The organism is Comamonas sp. DB36, assembly GCF_057914905.1.
Genome location: NZ_CP196631.1, coordinates 174,317 through 188,625, shown reverse-complemented (window position 1 = coordinate 188,625; position 14,309 = coordinate 174,317). Strand labels below are relative to the sequence as shown.

The following is a 14,309-nucleotide window of genomic DNA, read 5'->3' as shown; positions in this document are numbered from 1 at the left end:
ACCCATGGCCGACAAAGCTTCCTCACTGCCGCTGGTCTTCGTCAACCTCGAGCGCGATGCCGAACGGCGCGCACGGCTCGAAGCCGAACTGGCACGCCTGAACCTGCAGGGCGAACGCCTGCACGCTGTCTGGTGGACTGACCTGCCCGCCGCCGAGCAGGATGCGCTCTACAGCGCGCAACTCAACCGCGCCCAGTACTACAAGCCGCTGGTGAACGGCGAGAAAGGCTGCTATGCAAGCCATATCCAGGCTTGGCGCCAGCTGCTGGCCAGCGATGCGCCGGCCATGGTGGTGCTCGAGGACGACGTGCGCCTGGACGACAGGCTGGCCGACGGCATCGCCGCCATTGCCGCGCTCGACATTCCCTGGGACATGGTCAAGCTGCTGGGCCGGGTGCAGGAGAAAGTGCGCAGCCAGCGCCCGCTGCTGTCCGATGTCGCGCTGGTCGAATACCAGCGCGTTCCCAGCATGACGGCCGGCTATGTGATCAGCCGCGCGGGCGCGGCCAAGCTGCTGGCCACGCGCGTGCCGTTCGGCCGGCCCATAGACGTGGACCTGCGGTTCTGGTGGGAAAACGACTTGCGCATCCTGGGCACCGTGCCTTCGCTGCTGATACTCGACGAGACCAGCTTCGTGAGCTCGATCTGGAGCGAGAAGCCGCGTGTGGCGCTGCGCCAGAAATTACGCAAGTTCGCGATGAAACTGGGGCTTAGCCTGGGCAATGCGCGCCATAGGCGCACGCAGTCCCGTCTGTAGCAGGGCTGCATTCGGGCTGAACCGGCCCCTATAAGACCGTTCGGGCTGAGCCTGTCGAAGCCCCGACCCCTGCCCCCGCATGCACGCGCCGCAGCAGCGCCTCGTAGCCGGCCTGCATCACCGACACATCGAACGCCACTTCGGCCTCGGCGCGCGCGGCCCGGGCCAGCGCCCGGGCGTATTCAGGTTGTTCGAGCAGCGTCCTGAGCGCCTGGGCCAGCGCCGCGGCGTCGCCTTCGGCCACCAGCAGCCCGGTGCGGCCCGGATCGATCACTTCGCGCACCCCGACCACGTCGCTGCCTATGCAGGCACAGCCCGCGGCCATGGCTTCGGTCAGCGCCAGCGGCATGCCTTCGTAGTGGGTCGACAGCACGAATATCTGCTGGCGCATGAGGAACTGCGGCAGCTGCGCGACCTGGCCCATGAACTCGACCTGGTCGCCCAGCCCCAGCTTGTCGACCAATGCCTGGGCCTGGTCGCGCAGCCGCGGCTTGCCGCCGCCGGCCAGGTGCAGTCGCGGGCGCAGGCCCTGCTCGGCCAGCAGCGCCAGCGCCTCGATCAGCGTCGCATGGTCCTTCTGGCGCGCGAAGCGCGAGGCCATGACGATGGCCGGCGCGCGCTGCGCCCAGGGCTGGAGCTGGTCCACGGGAAAGCGCGCCAGATCTATGCCGTTCGGAATGGCGACGCAGCGCTCGCGCGCAAAGCCCAGCTCGAGCAGCCGGTCGCGCACGCCGCGCGACACGCCCACGCTGGCCGCGCTGCGCGCATCGAGCCACAGCGCCTGCTTGAGGCGCCACCTGGTGTAGCGCTCGCGCGAGTTGTGCTCCACATGCACCAGCTTGGGCACGCCGGCCAGCAGGCCCGCATAGCGGCCCCACAGGTGGTCGCTGAAGCCATGGGCGACGAGGATGTCGGGCTTCCATTCGAGCGCAATCTTGCGCAGCGCCCAGATGGTGGCCGCATGCGACCAGCCGGGCACGACGCGCACGTCGAGGCCCTGGTCGCGCAGCGCCTGCACGCGCGCCGCGTCGGTGTTGCGCTTGCGGCGCAGCACCAGCAGCACCGGCATGGACTGGCTGCGCTGCGCGGCCAGACACAGGTCGACCGCGACCTGGGTCGCGCCGGAGAAGCCTCCGGTCACAAAATGCAGTACGCGCACGGCGTGGTCCTTCAAAAAAAGCCGGGGTGACAAAAAGGGGCCCAAGGCCCCTTTTGCTACCGTTCAACAGCGAAAGTCAGTGGCCGTGGCCCACGACTTCGCCTTCCTTGAGGCGGTACACGGTGCCGCAGTAGGGGCACTTGGCTTCACCCGTATGGGCGATATCCAGGTAGACCTTGGGGTGGCTGTTCCACAGCTTCATGTCAGCGCGCGGGCTGGGGCAGTACACGCCGCCATAACTGTTGAGTTCTTTGGCGGCCAGTTCTACGACGGCTTGGGTCATGGGGAGTCTCTTGTCTCGGGGGGCTGGGGAAAAAAACCGCTTACACCAGCGTGAGCCAGTGTGCGTACTTGGGGTTGCGGCCGTTGACGATGTCAAAGAAGGCCGCCTGGATTTTCTGCGTGATCGGGCCGCGGCTGCCCGCGCCGATCGCGATGCGGTCGAGTTCGCGGATAGGCGTGACTTCGGCGGCCGTGCCGGTGAAGAAGGCCTCGTCGCTGATGTAGACCTCGTCGCGCGTGATGCGGCGCTGCTGCACTTCAAGGCCCAGGTCCTTGCAGATCGCGAACACGGTGTTGCGCGTGATGCCGTTGAGCGCGCCGGCCGACAGGTCGGGCGTGACGACCACGCCGTCCTTGACGATGAAGATGTTCTCGCCCGAACCTTCGGACACGAAGCCGGCCGCGTCGAGCAGCAGCGCTTCGTCGTAGCCGTCGTCCAGGGCTTCGGTGTTGGCCAGGATGGAATTGGTGTAGTTGCTCACCGCCTTGGCCTGGCTCATGGTGATGTTCACATGGTGGCGCGTGTAGCTGCTGGTCTTGACGCGTATGCCGCGCGCCATGCCTTCCTCGCCGAGGTAGGCGCCCCAGGCCCAGGCAGCGACCATCAGGTGGATGTCGTTGCCCTTGGGCGAGACGCCCAGCTTCTTGTCGCCAATCCAGGTCAGCGGACGCAGGTAGCACGAGGCGAGCTTATTGGCGCGCACGACTTCGACCTGGGCCGCGTTGACCTGCTCCTGGGTGAACGGAATGTTCATGCGCAGGATCTTGGCGCTGTTGAACAGCCGCTTGGTATGGTCTTCGAGCCGGAAGATGGCCGTGCCCTTGTCGGTCTCATAGGCGCGCACGCCCTCGAAGGCGCCGCAACCGTAATGCAGCGTATGCGTGAGCACATGGACCTTGGCGTCACGCCATTCGACCAATTGGCCGTCCATCCAGATTTTGCCGTCACGGTCGGCCATCGAGGGAACTGCGGAGCTCATGGAAATCCTTTGTGCAAGATCGCAAAAAGGAGATTCTACGGCGTGGGCGTGTGTTCTATCGCGGGGGTGGGGGCATCGTCCTGCGGGGGACGGTACATCTGCCAGGACACGAGGCGGCCGTGGTCGAACGTGCAGTCCACATGCGAATGCGAGCCGTCGGTCCAGCGGAAGATTTCGGGCTGCTCGCCCTGCGGCGTCTGCTGCTTGCCCAGCGAACGCGTCATCGCCACCACATGCATCATGTTCACGCCCGGACGCAGCTTGGCGTTGAGCATCACGGCGCTGGCGACATAGCCTATGGGCTGCTGCGACGCCTTGCGCACCACCGACATCAGCCGGTTGAAGTGCAGCAGCAGCCACATGACGATGCCGCCGCCGGCCGCGGCAACGCCCAGCCAGCCGTAAGTTTGATGGGCAGCGATCAACAGCACTGCCAGTCCCACCGGGACCCAGATTTTGCGCAAATTCATGGCCGCAATTGTCTTATGGACGCTGGACTTTGGGGTTGTGGTGAGTGCGTATACCCCTGAAAACCGCGCGTCAGCTGATTCCACGCACGATGTTCATGGCCTCGTCGACGCGCTCCACGGCGTGAATCGTCAGCCCGGGAATCGCCTTTTTCGGCGCATTCGCCTTGGGCACGACGGCCAGGGTGAAGCCCAGCTTCGCGGCTTCCTTGAGCCGTTCCTGGCCGCGCGGCGCGGGCCGCACCTCGCCGGCCAGCCCGACTTCGCCAAACGCGAAGAAGCCGCGCGGCAACGCCTTGCCGCGCAGACTCGAAGTGATCGCCAACATCACTGCCAGGTCAGCTGCAGGCTCGTTGATGCGCACCCCGCCGACCGCGTTGACGAACACATCCTGGTCGGCGCAGGCCACGCCCGCATGGCGGTTGAGCACCGCCAGCAGCATCGCCATGCGGTCCTTGTCCAGGCCCACCGAGAGCCGGCGCGGGCTGGGCCCGCCCTGGTCGACCAGCGCCTGGATCTCGACCAGCATGGGCCGCGTGCCTTCGAGCGTGACCAGCACGCAGCTGCCCGGCACGGGCTCGGAATGCTGGCTCAGGAAGATCGCGCTGGGGTTGGTCACGCCCTTGAGGCCTTTCTCCGTCATCGCGAACACGCCGATCTCGTTGACGGCGCCAAAACGGTTCTTGATCGCGCGCACCAGGCGGAAGTTGCTGTGCGTGTCGCCCTCGAAGTACAGCACGGTGTCGACCATATGCTCGAGCACGCGCGGGCCGGCGAGCGCGCCTTCCTTGGTCACATGGCCGATCAGCACCACGCAGATGCCCGTGGTCTTGGCGGCGCGCGTCAGATGCGCCGCGCATTCGCGCACCTGGGCCACCGAGCCCGGCGCCGAAGACAGCTGGTCGGAATAGACGGTCTGAATGGAGTCGATCACCACCACCGCGGGCTGGTTGGCTTCAAGCGTGGCGAGAATCTTCTCGAGCTGAATCTCGGCCAGCACCTGCACCTGGCTGTTGTCCAGGCCCAGGCGGCGCGAGCGCAGCGCGATCTGCGCGCCGCTTTCCTCGCCGGTGACATACAGCGTGGGCAGGCCCTTGCGGTGCAGCGCATCGAGCGCCTGCAACAGCAATGTCGACTTGCCGATTCCCGGATCGCCGCCTATCAGCACCACGCCGCCTTCGACGATGCCGCCGCCGAGCACGCGGTCGAGCTCATCGATGCCGCTGGGCGTGCGCGCCACATCGGTGGCTTCGATCGCCGACAGCGGCGTGACCGGCTGGGCATTGGCCAGGCCCGCATAGCCCTGGGGTGCGCTCAGGCGGTTCTTGCCGCCGCTGGCCGACTCGGCGACCGACTCGATCAGCGAATTCCAGGCCCCGCAGGACGGACACTTGCCCAGCCAGCGCGGGCTGGTCGCGCCGCAGGCATTGCAGACATATTGGGTTTTCTCTTTGGCCATGGGGCGAGCATATCGCCCCGGGGCCGGCCCTTAGCCTTCGTTGAGTTCTGCGTGGTGGGCGATCTCGCCGCGCTTCCAATAGGCGGCAATGCGCATGCGCTTGGCATCCACGCCGGGCTTGGCCAGCACGATGCGGCGCAGCGCCGCCATGTCGTTGTGCTCGCCTGCGGCCCAGATGAAGCCCGCGCCCGCGGGCAGCGCCAGCTGCTCGGCCGCGGCCGTCAGCGAATCCACCCACTGCAGGTCGATGCGGGCGTTGCTGGCCAGCGGCCGCTGGTCGCGCGCATCGGCCACGCAGATGCGCACCGTGACCTGGGCCGTGGGCGGCAGCTCGGCCAGACGGCGCTCGATGGCCGGCAGCGCGCTTTCGTCGCCCAGCAGCCAGTGCCATTCGAACTCCTTGGGAATCAGCAGGCTGCCGCGCGGGCCGGCGACGCCTACCCACTGGCCCAGCGGCGCGTTGAGCGCCCAGTCGGCCGCCGGGCCGGTGTTGTGCAGCGCGAACTCGAGCACCAGTTCATTGCGCTGCGCGTCCCAGCTCACGGGCGTGTAGTCGCGCGTGGTCGGGCGCTCGCCTTCGAAGCTGGGGCGGCCGTCGACGATGGCTGGCAGATTGGGGCGCTCCAGACCTTGCTGGGGCAGGATGAACTTGAGGTGGTCGTCAAAGCCGGTGCTGGCGAAGCCGGCCAGCTCGGGGCCGCCCAGCGTCACGCGCACGAAGCCGGGGCTGACTTGTTCGCGCGCCAGCAACTGCAGGTGGCGCGCGGCAAACGGATGGCGCTGGCGCTCGACGCGCAGCAGTGTCTCGGAAGAAGGAGTAGTCATTCAGGCCTCTGGCGTAAAATGTTGATTTAGTCAACGAAATATCCGCGATCTCGTTGATTTTGTCAACTATAAATACACGATGAATACCCAAAACCCTGCCGATGTGTTCGACGCCATGCATGACCTGATGCATGCCTACCGCCATCGCATGCGCGCCGCCATGCAGGCCGAACTCACGCCCAACGAGATGCGCGCGCTGCTGTTTGTCGGCCGCCATCCCATGCGCACGCAAAAGGATCTGGTCGAGCACAGCGGCAGCGACAAGGCGCAGATCGCGCGCCTGCTGGGCATGCTCGAGGAAAAAGGCTGGCTTGAACGCGTGCCCCACGCCCAGGACGCGCGCAGCCGCTGTCTCAAGCTGAGCCCCGCGGGCCAGGCGGTGTTCGAGGGCATGGGCGCGCGCCGGCGCGGCATCACCGCCCAGATGCTGGACGGCTTCTCGCCCGCCGAGCAGCAGGTGCTGCAGGGCTTGCTGGCGCGCATGCTGGCGAATCTCCACGCGTCGGAGTAAGGGCTTTTGCGGCTGGCCCAGAGCAACACAGGGGAGCAGGTTCTTCAGCAGGGCAATTTGCGCCACGCCCTGAAACGCCCTTCGGCAGGCTCAGGGCGAACGGCAGAGGCCGAACCGAGCGGGCTTCGAAACCCCGTTCGCGCTGAGCCTGCCTCGCCGGCCGCGTCGAAGGTTGAACGGCCCTCTCTCAATCAACAATCACCGTCACCCTCGGCGCCACCGCGCACATCAGCTCATAGCCCAGCGTGCCGCCAGCGCGCGCGACTTCGTCTATCGACAGGCGCTCGCCCGTCGACGCCTTGCCCCACAGCGTGACTTCGCTGCCCATGCCCGCGCCTTCGACCGGCGTCAGGTCGACATTGAGCATGTCCATGCTGACGCGCCCGAGCACGCGCGTGCGCTGGCCGTTGACCAGCACCGGCGTGTCCGTGCCGCAGGAGCGCGGGTAGCCGTCGGCATAACCGCAGGCGACCACGCCCACCGTCATCGGTCCTTCGGCGGTGAAGGTCGAGCCATAGCCCAACGTATCGCCGGCCTGCAGCTGCTGCACGCCGATCACGCGCGTGGTCAGCGTCATTGCGGGCTCCAATGCCCAGTCCTGGTCGCTGTGCAGCGGGTAGTCGGGCGCGCTGCCGTAGAGCACGATGCCCGGGCGCACCCAGTCGCAGCGCACCTGTGCGTCCGCCGCCAGCGCCAGCGTGGCGGCGCTGTTGCACAGGCTGCGCTCGCCGGGCAGGTCGCGCGTGGCCTCGTGGAAGACCGCGAGCTGGTGGCCCACGCCGCGCGGGCCGTCGGCGTCGCTGAAATGGCTGATGAACGAAATTTCATCGACCTGTGTCAGCGCATTGAGCCTTGCCCAGGCCGAGCGGTAGCGCGCGGCAGGAAAGCCCAGCCGGTTCATGCCCGAGTTCATCTTGAGGAACACGCGGTGGCCGACCTGGGTCTTGTGCGCGGCCAGCCAGTCGATCTGCTCGTCGCAATGCACGACATGCCACAGGCCCAGGCGCGAGCACAGCTCCAGATCGCGCGGCTCGAACACGCCTTCGATCAGCAGGATGGGTCCGCGCCAGCCCAGCTGGCGCACGCGTTCGGCCTCGGAAAGGTCCAGCAAGGCAAAGCCGTCGGCGCCGCGCAGCGCGTCAAAAACGCGCTCTATACCGTGCCCGTAGGCATTGGCTTTGATGACCGCCCACAGTTTGGCATCCGGCACGGCCTGGCGCACGCGCTCGAGATTGTGGCGCAAGGCGCCGGAATGGATGGTGGCAAGGATAGGACGCGGCATGGTTCAGAAGCAATCAGAGAGAGGGAATTCTGGCATTGCTGAGCGAAAGCTGCGTGTTATAACCAACCGTTACTGCGTTTGAGTCCAACAATATCCCGGCAAAGGCTTTGCTGATGTCCGTTCCAGCCATTCAATGAAGCGCGGTTTTTACACCATCATGTCGGCGCAGTTTTTCAGCTCGCTGGCCGACAATGCCTTGTTCGTGGCCGCCGTGGAGCTGTTGCGCACCGGCGGCGCACCCGAGTGGCAACGTGCCGCGCTGGTGCCCATGTTCGCGTTGTTCTACGTGATACTCGCGCCGTTTGTCGGTGCATTCGCCGACGCCCTGCCCAAGGGCCGCGTCATGTTCTTCAGCAACGCGATCAAGGTCGTGGGCTGTCTGATGATGCTGTTCGGCCACCATCCGCTGATGGCCTATGCCGTCGTCGGCCTGGGCGCGGCCGCTTATTCGCCCGCCAAGTACGGCATCCTGACCGAACTGCTGCCCGCGTCGCAGCTGGTCAAGGCCAACGGCTGGATCGAAGGCCTGACCATCACCTCGATCATCCTGGGCGTGCTGCTCGGCGGCCAGCTGGTCGGGCCGGTGCTGTCGGGCTATCTGCTGTCGCTGAACCTGCCCGGCGTGCAGAACGCCGCCGAAGCGTCGATTGCCGCGCTGGTGCTGGTCTACGTGCTTGCCGCCTGGATCAACACCCGCATTCCGCTGACCGGCGTCGCCATGCGCCCGCTGCGCCAGGACCCGAGCAAAAGCCTGCTGAGCAATGCGCTGGCGCTGCTGCCCGATTTCTGGAACTGCAGCCAGCGCCTGTGGACCGACAAGCTGGGCCAGATCTCGCTGTCGACCACCACGCTGTTCTGGGGCGTCTCGGGTAATCTGCGCTACATCGTGCTCGCCTGGAGCGCCGCGGCGCTGGGCTACAGCACCACGCAGGCGTCATCGCTGGTCGGCGTGGTCGCCATAGGCACGGCCGTGGGCGCGGTTGCCGCCTCCACCTACATGAAGCTCGAGACCGCCACCCGCGTGATCCCGCTGGGCATTGCCATGGGCGTGCTGGTGATCTGCATGAACTTCATCGACACCATCTGGATCGCCGTGCCGTTCCTGATCCTGCTGGGCGGGCTGGGCGGCTTCCTGGTCGTGCCCATGAACGCGCTGCTGCAGCACCGCGGCCACAACCTGATGGGCGCGGGCCGCTCCATCGCCGTGCAGAACTTCAACGAACAGGCCTGCATCCTGCTGCTGGGCGCGTTCTACAGCCTGTCGACCAAGCTCGGACTGTCGGCGTTCGGCGCGATCACGCTGTTTGGCGTGGCCGTCGCCGGCATCATGTGGTGCATTGGCCGCTGGCATGCCTACAACTGCCGCCGCTACCCGCGCGAAGTCGTGCGCCTGCGCAAGATCGCCCGCCAGGACGACAACCACTGATTTTTCCCCAACGGCCAGCGCCTGCCTGCCAAGGCAGGCGCTGGCCGTTTCCACGTCTGCTTCCCATGCGCTCTCCCCTGCCCATACTGGCCCTGCTGCTCAACGCCCTGATCTGGGGCCTTTCCTGGTGGCCGCTGCGCCAGCTGCACGCGGCCGGCCTGCACCCGCTCTGGGCCACGGCGCTGATGTATGGGGCGGCGCTGGTCGGTCTGCTGCTGCTGCGCCCGGGCAGCTGGCGCAGCGCGCTGGCCCACCCGGTGCTGCTGCTGCTGGCGCTGAGTTCGGGGCTGACCAATGTCGCATTCAACTGGGCCGTGACCGTGGGCGACGTGGTGCGCGTGATCCTGCTGTTCTATCTGATGCCCGCCTGGGCCGTGCTGCTGGCCTGGAAGCTGCTGGGTGAACGCCCCACGCCGATGGCCCTGGTGCGGCTGGTGCTGGCCTTTTCCGGCGTGGTGCTGGTGCTGCTGCCGGCCGACGGCGCGCGCCAGGGCCTGTTCACCGGCCTGTCGCTGGCCGACGGGCTGGCCGTGCTCGGCGGCTTCATGTTCGCGCTGACCAACGTCAACCTGCGCCGCATGCATGCGCTGCCCGGGCAGGCGCGGATGCTGGCGATGTTTGCCGGCTGCACGCTCATGGGCGCCGCGGCCGCGGCGCTGGCCTGGACGCTGGGCCTGGCGCCCGGCCTGCCCGCGCCGCACGCACCCTGGCTGCTGATCGCCGGCGCCATGGCGCTGCTGATGCTGCTGAGCAACTGGGCGCTGCAATATGGCGCGACGCGGCTGCCGGCCAGCGTCACTTCGGTGGTCATGCTGTCCGAAGTGCTGTTCGCCAGCGTCTCCGCGGTCTGGCTGGCTTCGGCCGAGCTGCCCGCGCGCACGCTCGCCGGCGGCGCGCTGATCCTGCTGGCCGCGCTGCTGGCGGCCACGGCGCGCGCGCGCGCACCGGGCCAGCGCATAGGCGCACAACCGCTCGCCGGCCACCAGGGTTAAGCTTGCAGCCCGTGCTGCACTGCAAAGGACATTCCATGGGCTACACCCAAGCCACTTCGATCAACGACTTCACCGCCACCGACATCCAGGGCAACGAAGTGCCGCTGTCGCGCTACCAGGGCCGCGTGCTGCTGATCGTCAATACCGCCAGCGCCTGCGGCTTCACGCCCCAGTACGCGGGGCTGCAGGCGCTGCATGCGCAGTACGCCGGTCAGGGCCTCACGGTGCTGGGCTTTCCCTGCAACCAGTTCGGCCACCAGGAGCCGGGCAGCGCCGACGAGATCGCGACTTTCTGCGAACGCAATTTCGGCGTGCAGTTTCCGCTGATGCAGAAGATCGAGGTCAACGGCGCCGGCGCCCACCCGCTGTACCGCTGGCTCGAAGCCCAGGCGCCGGGGCTGCTGGGCAGCAAGGCCATCAAATGGAATTTCACCAAGTTCCTGGTGGGCCGCGACGGCCAGGTGCTGCAGCGCTATGCGCCCCAGGATGCACCGGCCAAGCTCGCCAAGGACATCGAAGCGGCATTGAACGCCGCATGAAAAAAGCCCTGGACGCTGGCGCGCACAGGGCTTGATGGCGCGCAGGCCTTGCGGCCGCGGCAGATCAGGCAGCGTCGGCCGCAGGTGCCTCGGCAGCAGCGGCTTCGGCCGCCGCAGCATCGGCCGCCGCAGCATCGGCTGCCGCAGCAGTCTCCGCCACCAGCGCCTTGCGGCGGCGCGCGCGCTCGACGGTCTGGGCGACCGTGCGCGCGACCATGCCGTACATGTCGGCAAAGGCGGCGATGTCCTGGCCGCTGGCCTCGAAGGCGCGCAGCAGGGCTTCGTCCTTGGCCGCGCGCTCGGCGGCCTGCGCCAGCGCTTCATCGACCAGGGCGTTGGTTGCGTCGTCGCGCGTCTGCACGCGCTCGGCATAGGCTTCACGGCTCAGGCCCGAGGCTTCGAATGCCTGGATGATGCGGTTGACCAGCTTGGGACGCAGGTCCTCGTTGGAACGCTGCTGGCGGCGGCGGAACACTTCGAGCAGCGCGTGGTGCACATGCTCGGGCGCCATCGCCTCGACGGCCTGGCCCTGCAGGTCATGGCGCGGCTGGCCCGCGGCCACGGCCGTGAGGTAGCGCGACGAACGCGTGTGGATGGACAGCGCGACCTTGAGACCATCGCGGTCGAAAGCTTCGGGCTGGGCATCCAGCAGGTCCTGGAAAATGCCGCGCTTCATGGGCTGGGGCGTTTCGCCGAACAGCTGGGGGTAGAGCGTGGCCAGTTTCAGCAGCAGCGGATGCTGGCTGCGGGGCGTGCGCTCTTCCTGAGCGGGACGCTGCGCAGGGCGCTGGGCCGCACGGTCGGCCACGGGCGCCTGCGCGCCGGCGTTGCCGCCACGGCCGCGGCCACCACGGCTACGGCCGCCGCGGCTGCGAGGGGGACGGGAAGAATCAGCGGCCGGGGCGCCGGCCGCCGGGGTGCCGGCCGCGGAAGCATCAGCGCCGGTGTCAGCCTGCGAGGCGGCGGCAACGGGGACGTCCCCGGTGGCCGGGGTCGCAGCATTCTGTTCTTGTGGTTCAGACACGGGATCAGTCATGGCGTAGCGCAGCTCAGTGAAATAAAAGACAACCTCGCATCATGCCAGCATTGGCAATCGCCGCACAGTGGCGTTGTCTCTGCCGCGGCCGCAATGCGGCCCGCAGGCCACACAATCAATGCGCGGGAAGTGCTTCGTCCAGCACTTCGATCCAGTGGCGCACGGGCACTTCGGTGCCGCTTTGCAGATGGGTGATGCAGCCGATGTTGGCCGAGAGGATGGCCACGGGCGGCGCCTCGCCGCAGGCTTCGCCCAGCGCTCCGAGCTTGCGTTCGCGCAGCTGGCCGGAGATTTCGGACTGCAGCACCGAGTAGGTGCCGGCCGAGCCGCAGCACAGATGCGACTCGGTGCGCGCCACGCGCAGCTGGAAGCCCAGCTGCCCGAGGTAGGTTTCCACGCCGCCGCGCAGCTTCTGGCCGTGCTGCAGCGTGCAGGGCGGGTGATACGCCATCACGCCCGCGGGCGCTTCGATCCGGCCCTGCAGGCGCTGGGCCAGCTCGGGCAGCAGTTCGGGCAGCAGCTCGCTCAGGTCGCGCGTGAGCGCGCTGATGCGCGCGGCCTTGTCCGCATAGGCGGGATCGTCGCGCAATACATGGCCGTAATCCTTCACGGTCGCGCCGCAGCCCGAGGCATTCATCACGATGGCTTCGACCGCGCCGCTTTCGACCTGGGGCCACCAGGCGTCGATGTTGGCGCGCATCTGCACCTTTGCGCCGTCCTGGTCGTTGAGGTGGAACTTCACCGCGCCGCAGCAGCCGGCCTTGGGGGCAATCACCGTCTGGATGCCGGCCGCGTCGAGCACGCGCGCCGTTGCAAAGTTGATGCGCGGCAGCATCGCGGGCTGCACGCAGCCGGCCAGCAGCAGCACCTTGCGCGCATGCTCGCGCGTGGGCCAGGCACCGGCCGCCAGCGGCGCCGTGACCTTGGCCTGCAGTGCCTTGGGCAACAGCGGGCGCACGGCCTGGCCCAGCTTCATGGCCGGGCCGAACAGCGGCGAGGACAGGCCTTCCTTGAGCGCCCAGCGCGTGAGGCGTTCGCCCACGGGACGCTCGACCTGGGCATCGACCACCTTGCGGCCGATGTCGACGAGATGGCCATACTGCACGCCGCTGGGGCAGGTGCTTTCGCAGTTGCGGCAAGTCAGGCAGCGGTCCAGGTGCAGCTGCGTGGCGCGCGTCGGCGTCTGGCCTTCGAGCACCTGCTTGATCAGGTAGATGCGGCCGCGCGGGCCGTCGAGTTCATCGCCCAGCAATTGATAGGTCGGGCAGGTCGCGGTGCAGAAGCCACAGTGCACGCATTTGCGCAGAATGGCTTCGGCCTCGGCGCCATCGGGCGTGCCGCGGTAGGCGGGGGCGAGTTGGGTTTGCATGGCTAATGTCTTCTGAAGACCTGGCTCAGGCGAGCGGCAGCAGCCGCCCGGGGTTGAAAATGCCGGCCGGATCAAAGGCCTGCTGCAGACGCGCCTGCAGCGCCGCGAGCGCGGGCTGCATGGGCGCTGGCGCGGCATGTGCCGCGGCCACGGGAGTGGCTTCGGCGTGGAACATCTGCGCCGTGCCGCCGACCCGGGCCGCGAGCGCCTGCAGCGCGGGACCGAGACTGCGCGGCGCCTGCACCCAGCGCAGCGCGCCATGCCATTCGACCAGCGGGCCGATCGCCCCTTCGGGCAGCGCCAGCACGGGCGCCTGGGCCGGCACCGACAGGCGCCACAGCGCAAGCTCGGGCCGGGCCAGCCGGTCGTTGAACCAGGGCAGACGGTGATCGCGGCACGCATCCCAATCCGCGGCCACCTGGGCATTGTCCTGGCGCTCGCCGCCCAGCGTCTGGCAGGCCGACTGCACCGCGGCCTGGGCGCCGCGCAGACGCAGGAACAAAGTGCCCTTGCCCGCATCCTCGACCCAGCAGCTCGCATTGAGCGGCAGCGGCTGTCCGCCCCAGTTGTTGAGCCATTGCAGCGCCTGCGCCTGGCTGCACTCGAAGCGCAGCGTGGCCTCGCCCCGCGCCTGCGGCAGCACCTTGAGGCTGACTTCGGTGATCAGGCCCAACGTGCCCCAGGAGCCGGCCATCAGCCGCGACACGTCATAGCCGGCGACGTTCTTCATCACCTGGCCGCCAAAGCGCAGCAGCTCGGCGCGGCCGTTGAGTATCTCCACGCCCAGCACATAGTCGCGCACCGCGCCCACGCTGGCGCGCGCCGGGCCGCTCAGGCCTGCGGCAACCATGCCGCCGACGGTCGCGCCCTGGGAGAAATGCGGCGGGTCGAACGCCAGGCATTGACCGTGGTCGGCGAGCAACGACTGCAGCTCGGCCAGCGAAGTGCCCGCACGCGCGGTCACGACCAGCTCGCTGGGCTCGTAGCTGACCACGCCCTGCAGTTCGCGGGTGTCGACGACCTCCCCGGTCAGCGCGTGCGCATGAAAGTCCTTGCTGCCGCCGCCGCGCAGGCGCAACGGGGTCTGGTCGGCAACGGCGGCGCGCACGCGCGCGGTGATCTGGCTGAGGGCTGAATCCATGCCGCCATCGTAGCGTCAGGGGCCGTGCAACGACCAGCGCGCCTGCGTGAATTTTTTGCACGCCCGTTGTGAACGTTGCACGCT

15 protein-coding genes are annotated in these 14,309 nt (G+C 67.9%); 5 read left to right on the top strand and 10 right to left on the bottom strand.

Annotated elements, in window-relative coordinates:
- Positions 1-4 precede the first annotated feature (4 nt).
- Positions 5-757: a glycosyltransferase family 25 protein gene (locus tag ACSVDO_RS00855; RefSeq protein WP_489594606.1), complete on the top strand. Its 753-nt coding sequence runs from the start codon at positions 5-7 to the stop codon at positions 755-757.
- Between the two features lie 28 nt (positions 758-785).
- On the opposite strand, the gene ACSVDO_RS00850 is transcribed toward ACSVDO_RS00855, so the two are convergent.
- The 6 genes from ACSVDO_RS00850 to ACSVDO_RS00825 all read right to left on the bottom strand — a co-directional run bounded on the left by ACSVDO_RS00850 (position 786) and on the right by ACSVDO_RS00825 (position 5,929).
- Positions 786-1,916, bottom strand: coding sequence for a glycosyltransferase (locus tag ACSVDO_RS00850; RefSeq protein WP_489594605.1), 1,131 nt, complete (start codon positions 1,914-1,916; stop codon positions 786-788).
- A gap of 76 nt (positions 1,917-1,992) precedes the next feature.
- Positions 1,993-2,199: a zinc-finger domain-containing protein gene (locus ACSVDO_RS00845; protein ID WP_332536957.1), complete on the bottom strand. Its 207-nt coding sequence runs from the start codon at positions 2,197-2,199 to the stop codon at positions 1,993-1,995.
- Between the two features lie 40 nt (positions 2,200-2,239).
- Positions 2,240-3,178, bottom strand: coding sequence for a branched-chain amino acid transaminase (locus ACSVDO_RS00840; RefSeq protein WP_332536956.1), 939 nt, complete (start codon positions 3,176-3,178; stop codon positions 2,240-2,242).
- Positions 3,179-3,213: 35 nt separating this feature from the next.
- Positions 3,214-3,648: a glycerate kinase gene (locus ACSVDO_RS00835; protein ID WP_332536954.1), complete on the bottom strand. Its 435-nt coding sequence runs from the start codon at positions 3,646-3,648 to the stop codon at positions 3,214-3,216.
- A gap of 70 nt (positions 3,649-3,718) precedes the next feature.
- Positions 3,719-5,104: a DNA repair protein RadA gene (radA, locus tag ACSVDO_RS00830; protein WP_489594604.1), complete on the bottom strand. Its 1,386-nt coding sequence runs from the start codon at positions 5,102-5,104 to the stop codon at positions 3,719-3,721.
- 30 nt (positions 5,105-5,134) lie between these two features.
- The gene (locus ACSVDO_RS00825; protein ID WP_489594603.1) at positions 5,135-5,929 is read right to left on the bottom strand and encodes a siderophore-interacting protein; all 795 of its coding nucleotides are present in this window, start codon (positions 5,927-5,929) and stop codon (positions 5,135-5,137) included.
- Positions 5,930-6,008: 79 nt separating this feature from the next.
- Between ACSVDO_RS00825 and ACSVDO_RS00820 the strand changes: the two genes are divergently transcribed.
- Positions 6,009-6,440 carry a MarR family winged helix-turn-helix transcriptional regulator gene (locus ACSVDO_RS00820; protein WP_489594602.1) on the top strand — a complete coding sequence of 144 codons (432 nt, stop codon included), beginning with the start codon at positions 6,009-6,011 and terminating at the stop codon, positions 6,438-6,440.
- A gap of 187 nt (positions 6,441-6,627) precedes the next feature.
- Here the strand turns inward: ACSVDO_RS00820 and alr are convergent, their stop codons facing one another.
- Complete coding sequence (gene alr, locus ACSVDO_RS00815; protein ID WP_489594601.1) at positions 6,628-7,722, bottom strand: alanine racemase; 1,095 nt, start codon at positions 7,720-7,722, stop codon at positions 6,628-6,630.
- Positions 7,723-7,855: 133 nt separating this feature from the next.
- On the opposite strand from alr, the gene lplT reads away from it, so the two are divergent.
- From lplT to ACSVDO_RS00800, 3 genes are all read left to right on the top strand, one after another.
- Positions 7,856-9,148 (top strand): lysophospholipid transporter LplT, encoded by a 1,293-nt coding sequence (lplT, locus tag ACSVDO_RS00810; protein ID WP_332548175.1) that lies wholly within the window; start codon positions 7,856-7,858, stop codon positions 9,146-9,148.
- Positions 9,149-9,213: 65 nt separating this feature from the next.
- On the top strand, positions 9,214-10,140 hold the full coding sequence (locus ACSVDO_RS00805) for a DMT family transporter (protein WP_489594600.1): 927 nt from the start codon (positions 9,214-9,216) through the stop codon (positions 10,138-10,140).
- A 35-nt stretch (positions 10,141-10,175) separates the two neighbouring features.
- On the top strand, positions 10,176-10,679 hold the full coding sequence (locus ACSVDO_RS00800) for a glutathione peroxidase (RefSeq protein WP_332681363.1): 504 nt from the start codon (positions 10,176-10,178) through the stop codon (positions 10,677-10,679).
- Between the two features lie 64 nt (positions 10,680-10,743).
- Here the strand turns inward: ACSVDO_RS00800 and ACSVDO_RS00795 are convergent, their stop codons facing one another.
- The 3 genes from ACSVDO_RS00795 to glcE all read right to left on the bottom strand — a co-directional run bounded on the left by ACSVDO_RS00795 (position 10,744) and on the right by glcE (position 14,225).
- Complete coding sequence (locus ACSVDO_RS00795; RefSeq protein ID WP_489594599.1) at positions 10,744-11,715, bottom strand: ProQ/FINO family protein; 972 nt, start codon at positions 11,713-11,715, stop codon at positions 10,744-10,746.
- Between the two features lie 115 nt (positions 11,716-11,830).
- Entirely contained in the window at positions 11,831-13,084 is a 1,254-nt protein-coding gene (gene glcF / locus ACSVDO_RS00790) for a glycolate oxidase subunit GlcF (RefSeq protein ID WP_332548172.1), read from the bottom strand.
- Between the two features lie 25 nt (positions 13,085-13,109).
- Positions 13,110-14,225 carry a glycolate oxidase subunit GlcE gene (gene glcE, locus ACSVDO_RS00785; RefSeq protein ID WP_489594598.1) on the bottom strand — a complete coding sequence of 372 codons (1,116 nt, stop codon included), beginning with the start codon at positions 14,223-14,225 and terminating at the stop codon, positions 13,110-13,112.
- Positions 14,226-14,309 lie beyond the last annotated feature (84 nt).

Coding starts and splice junctions, on each gene's coding strand:
- alr (WP_489594601.1), bottom strand. CDS start 7,722: ATGCCGCGTCCTATCCTTGCCACCATCCATTCCGGCGCCTTGCGCCAC.
- ACSVDO_RS00805 (WP_489594600.1), top strand. CDS start 9,214: ATGCGCTCTCCCCTGCCCATACTGGCCCTGCTGCTCAACGCCCTGATC.
- ACSVDO_RS00825 (WP_489594603.1), bottom strand. CDS start 5,929: ATGACTACTCCTTCTTCCGAGACACTGCTGCGCGTCGAGCGCCAGCGC.
- ACSVDO_RS00845 (WP_332536957.1), bottom strand. CDS start 2,199: ATGACCCAAGCCGTCGTAGAACTGGCCGCCAAAGAACTCAACAGTTAT.
- radA (WP_489594604.1), bottom strand. CDS start 5,104: ATGGCCAAAGAGAAAACCCAATATGTCTGCAATGCCTGCGGCGCGACC.
- ACSVDO_RS00840 (WP_332536956.1), bottom strand. CDS start 3,178: ATGAGCTCCGCAGTTCCCTCGATGGCCGACCGTGACGGCAAAATCTGG.
- ACSVDO_RS00795 (WP_489594599.1), bottom strand. CDS start 11,715: ATGACTGATCCCGTGTCTGAACCACAAGAACAGAATGCTGCGACCCCG.
- lplT (WP_332548175.1), top strand. CDS start 7,856: ATGAAGCGCGGTTTTTACACCATCATGTCGGCGCAGTTTTTCAGCTCG.
- glcF (WP_332548172.1), bottom strand. CDS start 13,084: ATGCAAACCCAACTCGCCCCCGCCTACCGCGGCACGCCCGATGGCGCC.
- ACSVDO_RS00800 (WP_332681363.1), top strand. CDS start 10,176: ATGGGCTACACCCAAGCCACTTCGATCAACGACTTCACCGCCACCGAC.
- ACSVDO_RS00820 (WP_489594602.1), top strand. CDS start 6,009: ATGAATACCCAAAACCCTGCCGATGTGTTCGACGCCATGCATGACCTG.
- ACSVDO_RS00835 (WP_332536954.1), bottom strand. CDS start 3,648: ATGAATTTGCGCAAAATCTGGGTCCCGGTGGGACTGGCAGTGCTGTTG.
- ACSVDO_RS00855 (WP_489594606.1), top strand. CDS start 5: ATGGCCGACAAAGCTTCCTCACTGCCGCTGGTCTTCGTCAACCTCGAG.
- glcE (WP_489594598.1), bottom strand. CDS start 14,225: ATGGATTCAGCCCTCAGCCAGATCACCGCGCGCGTGCGCGCCGCCGTT.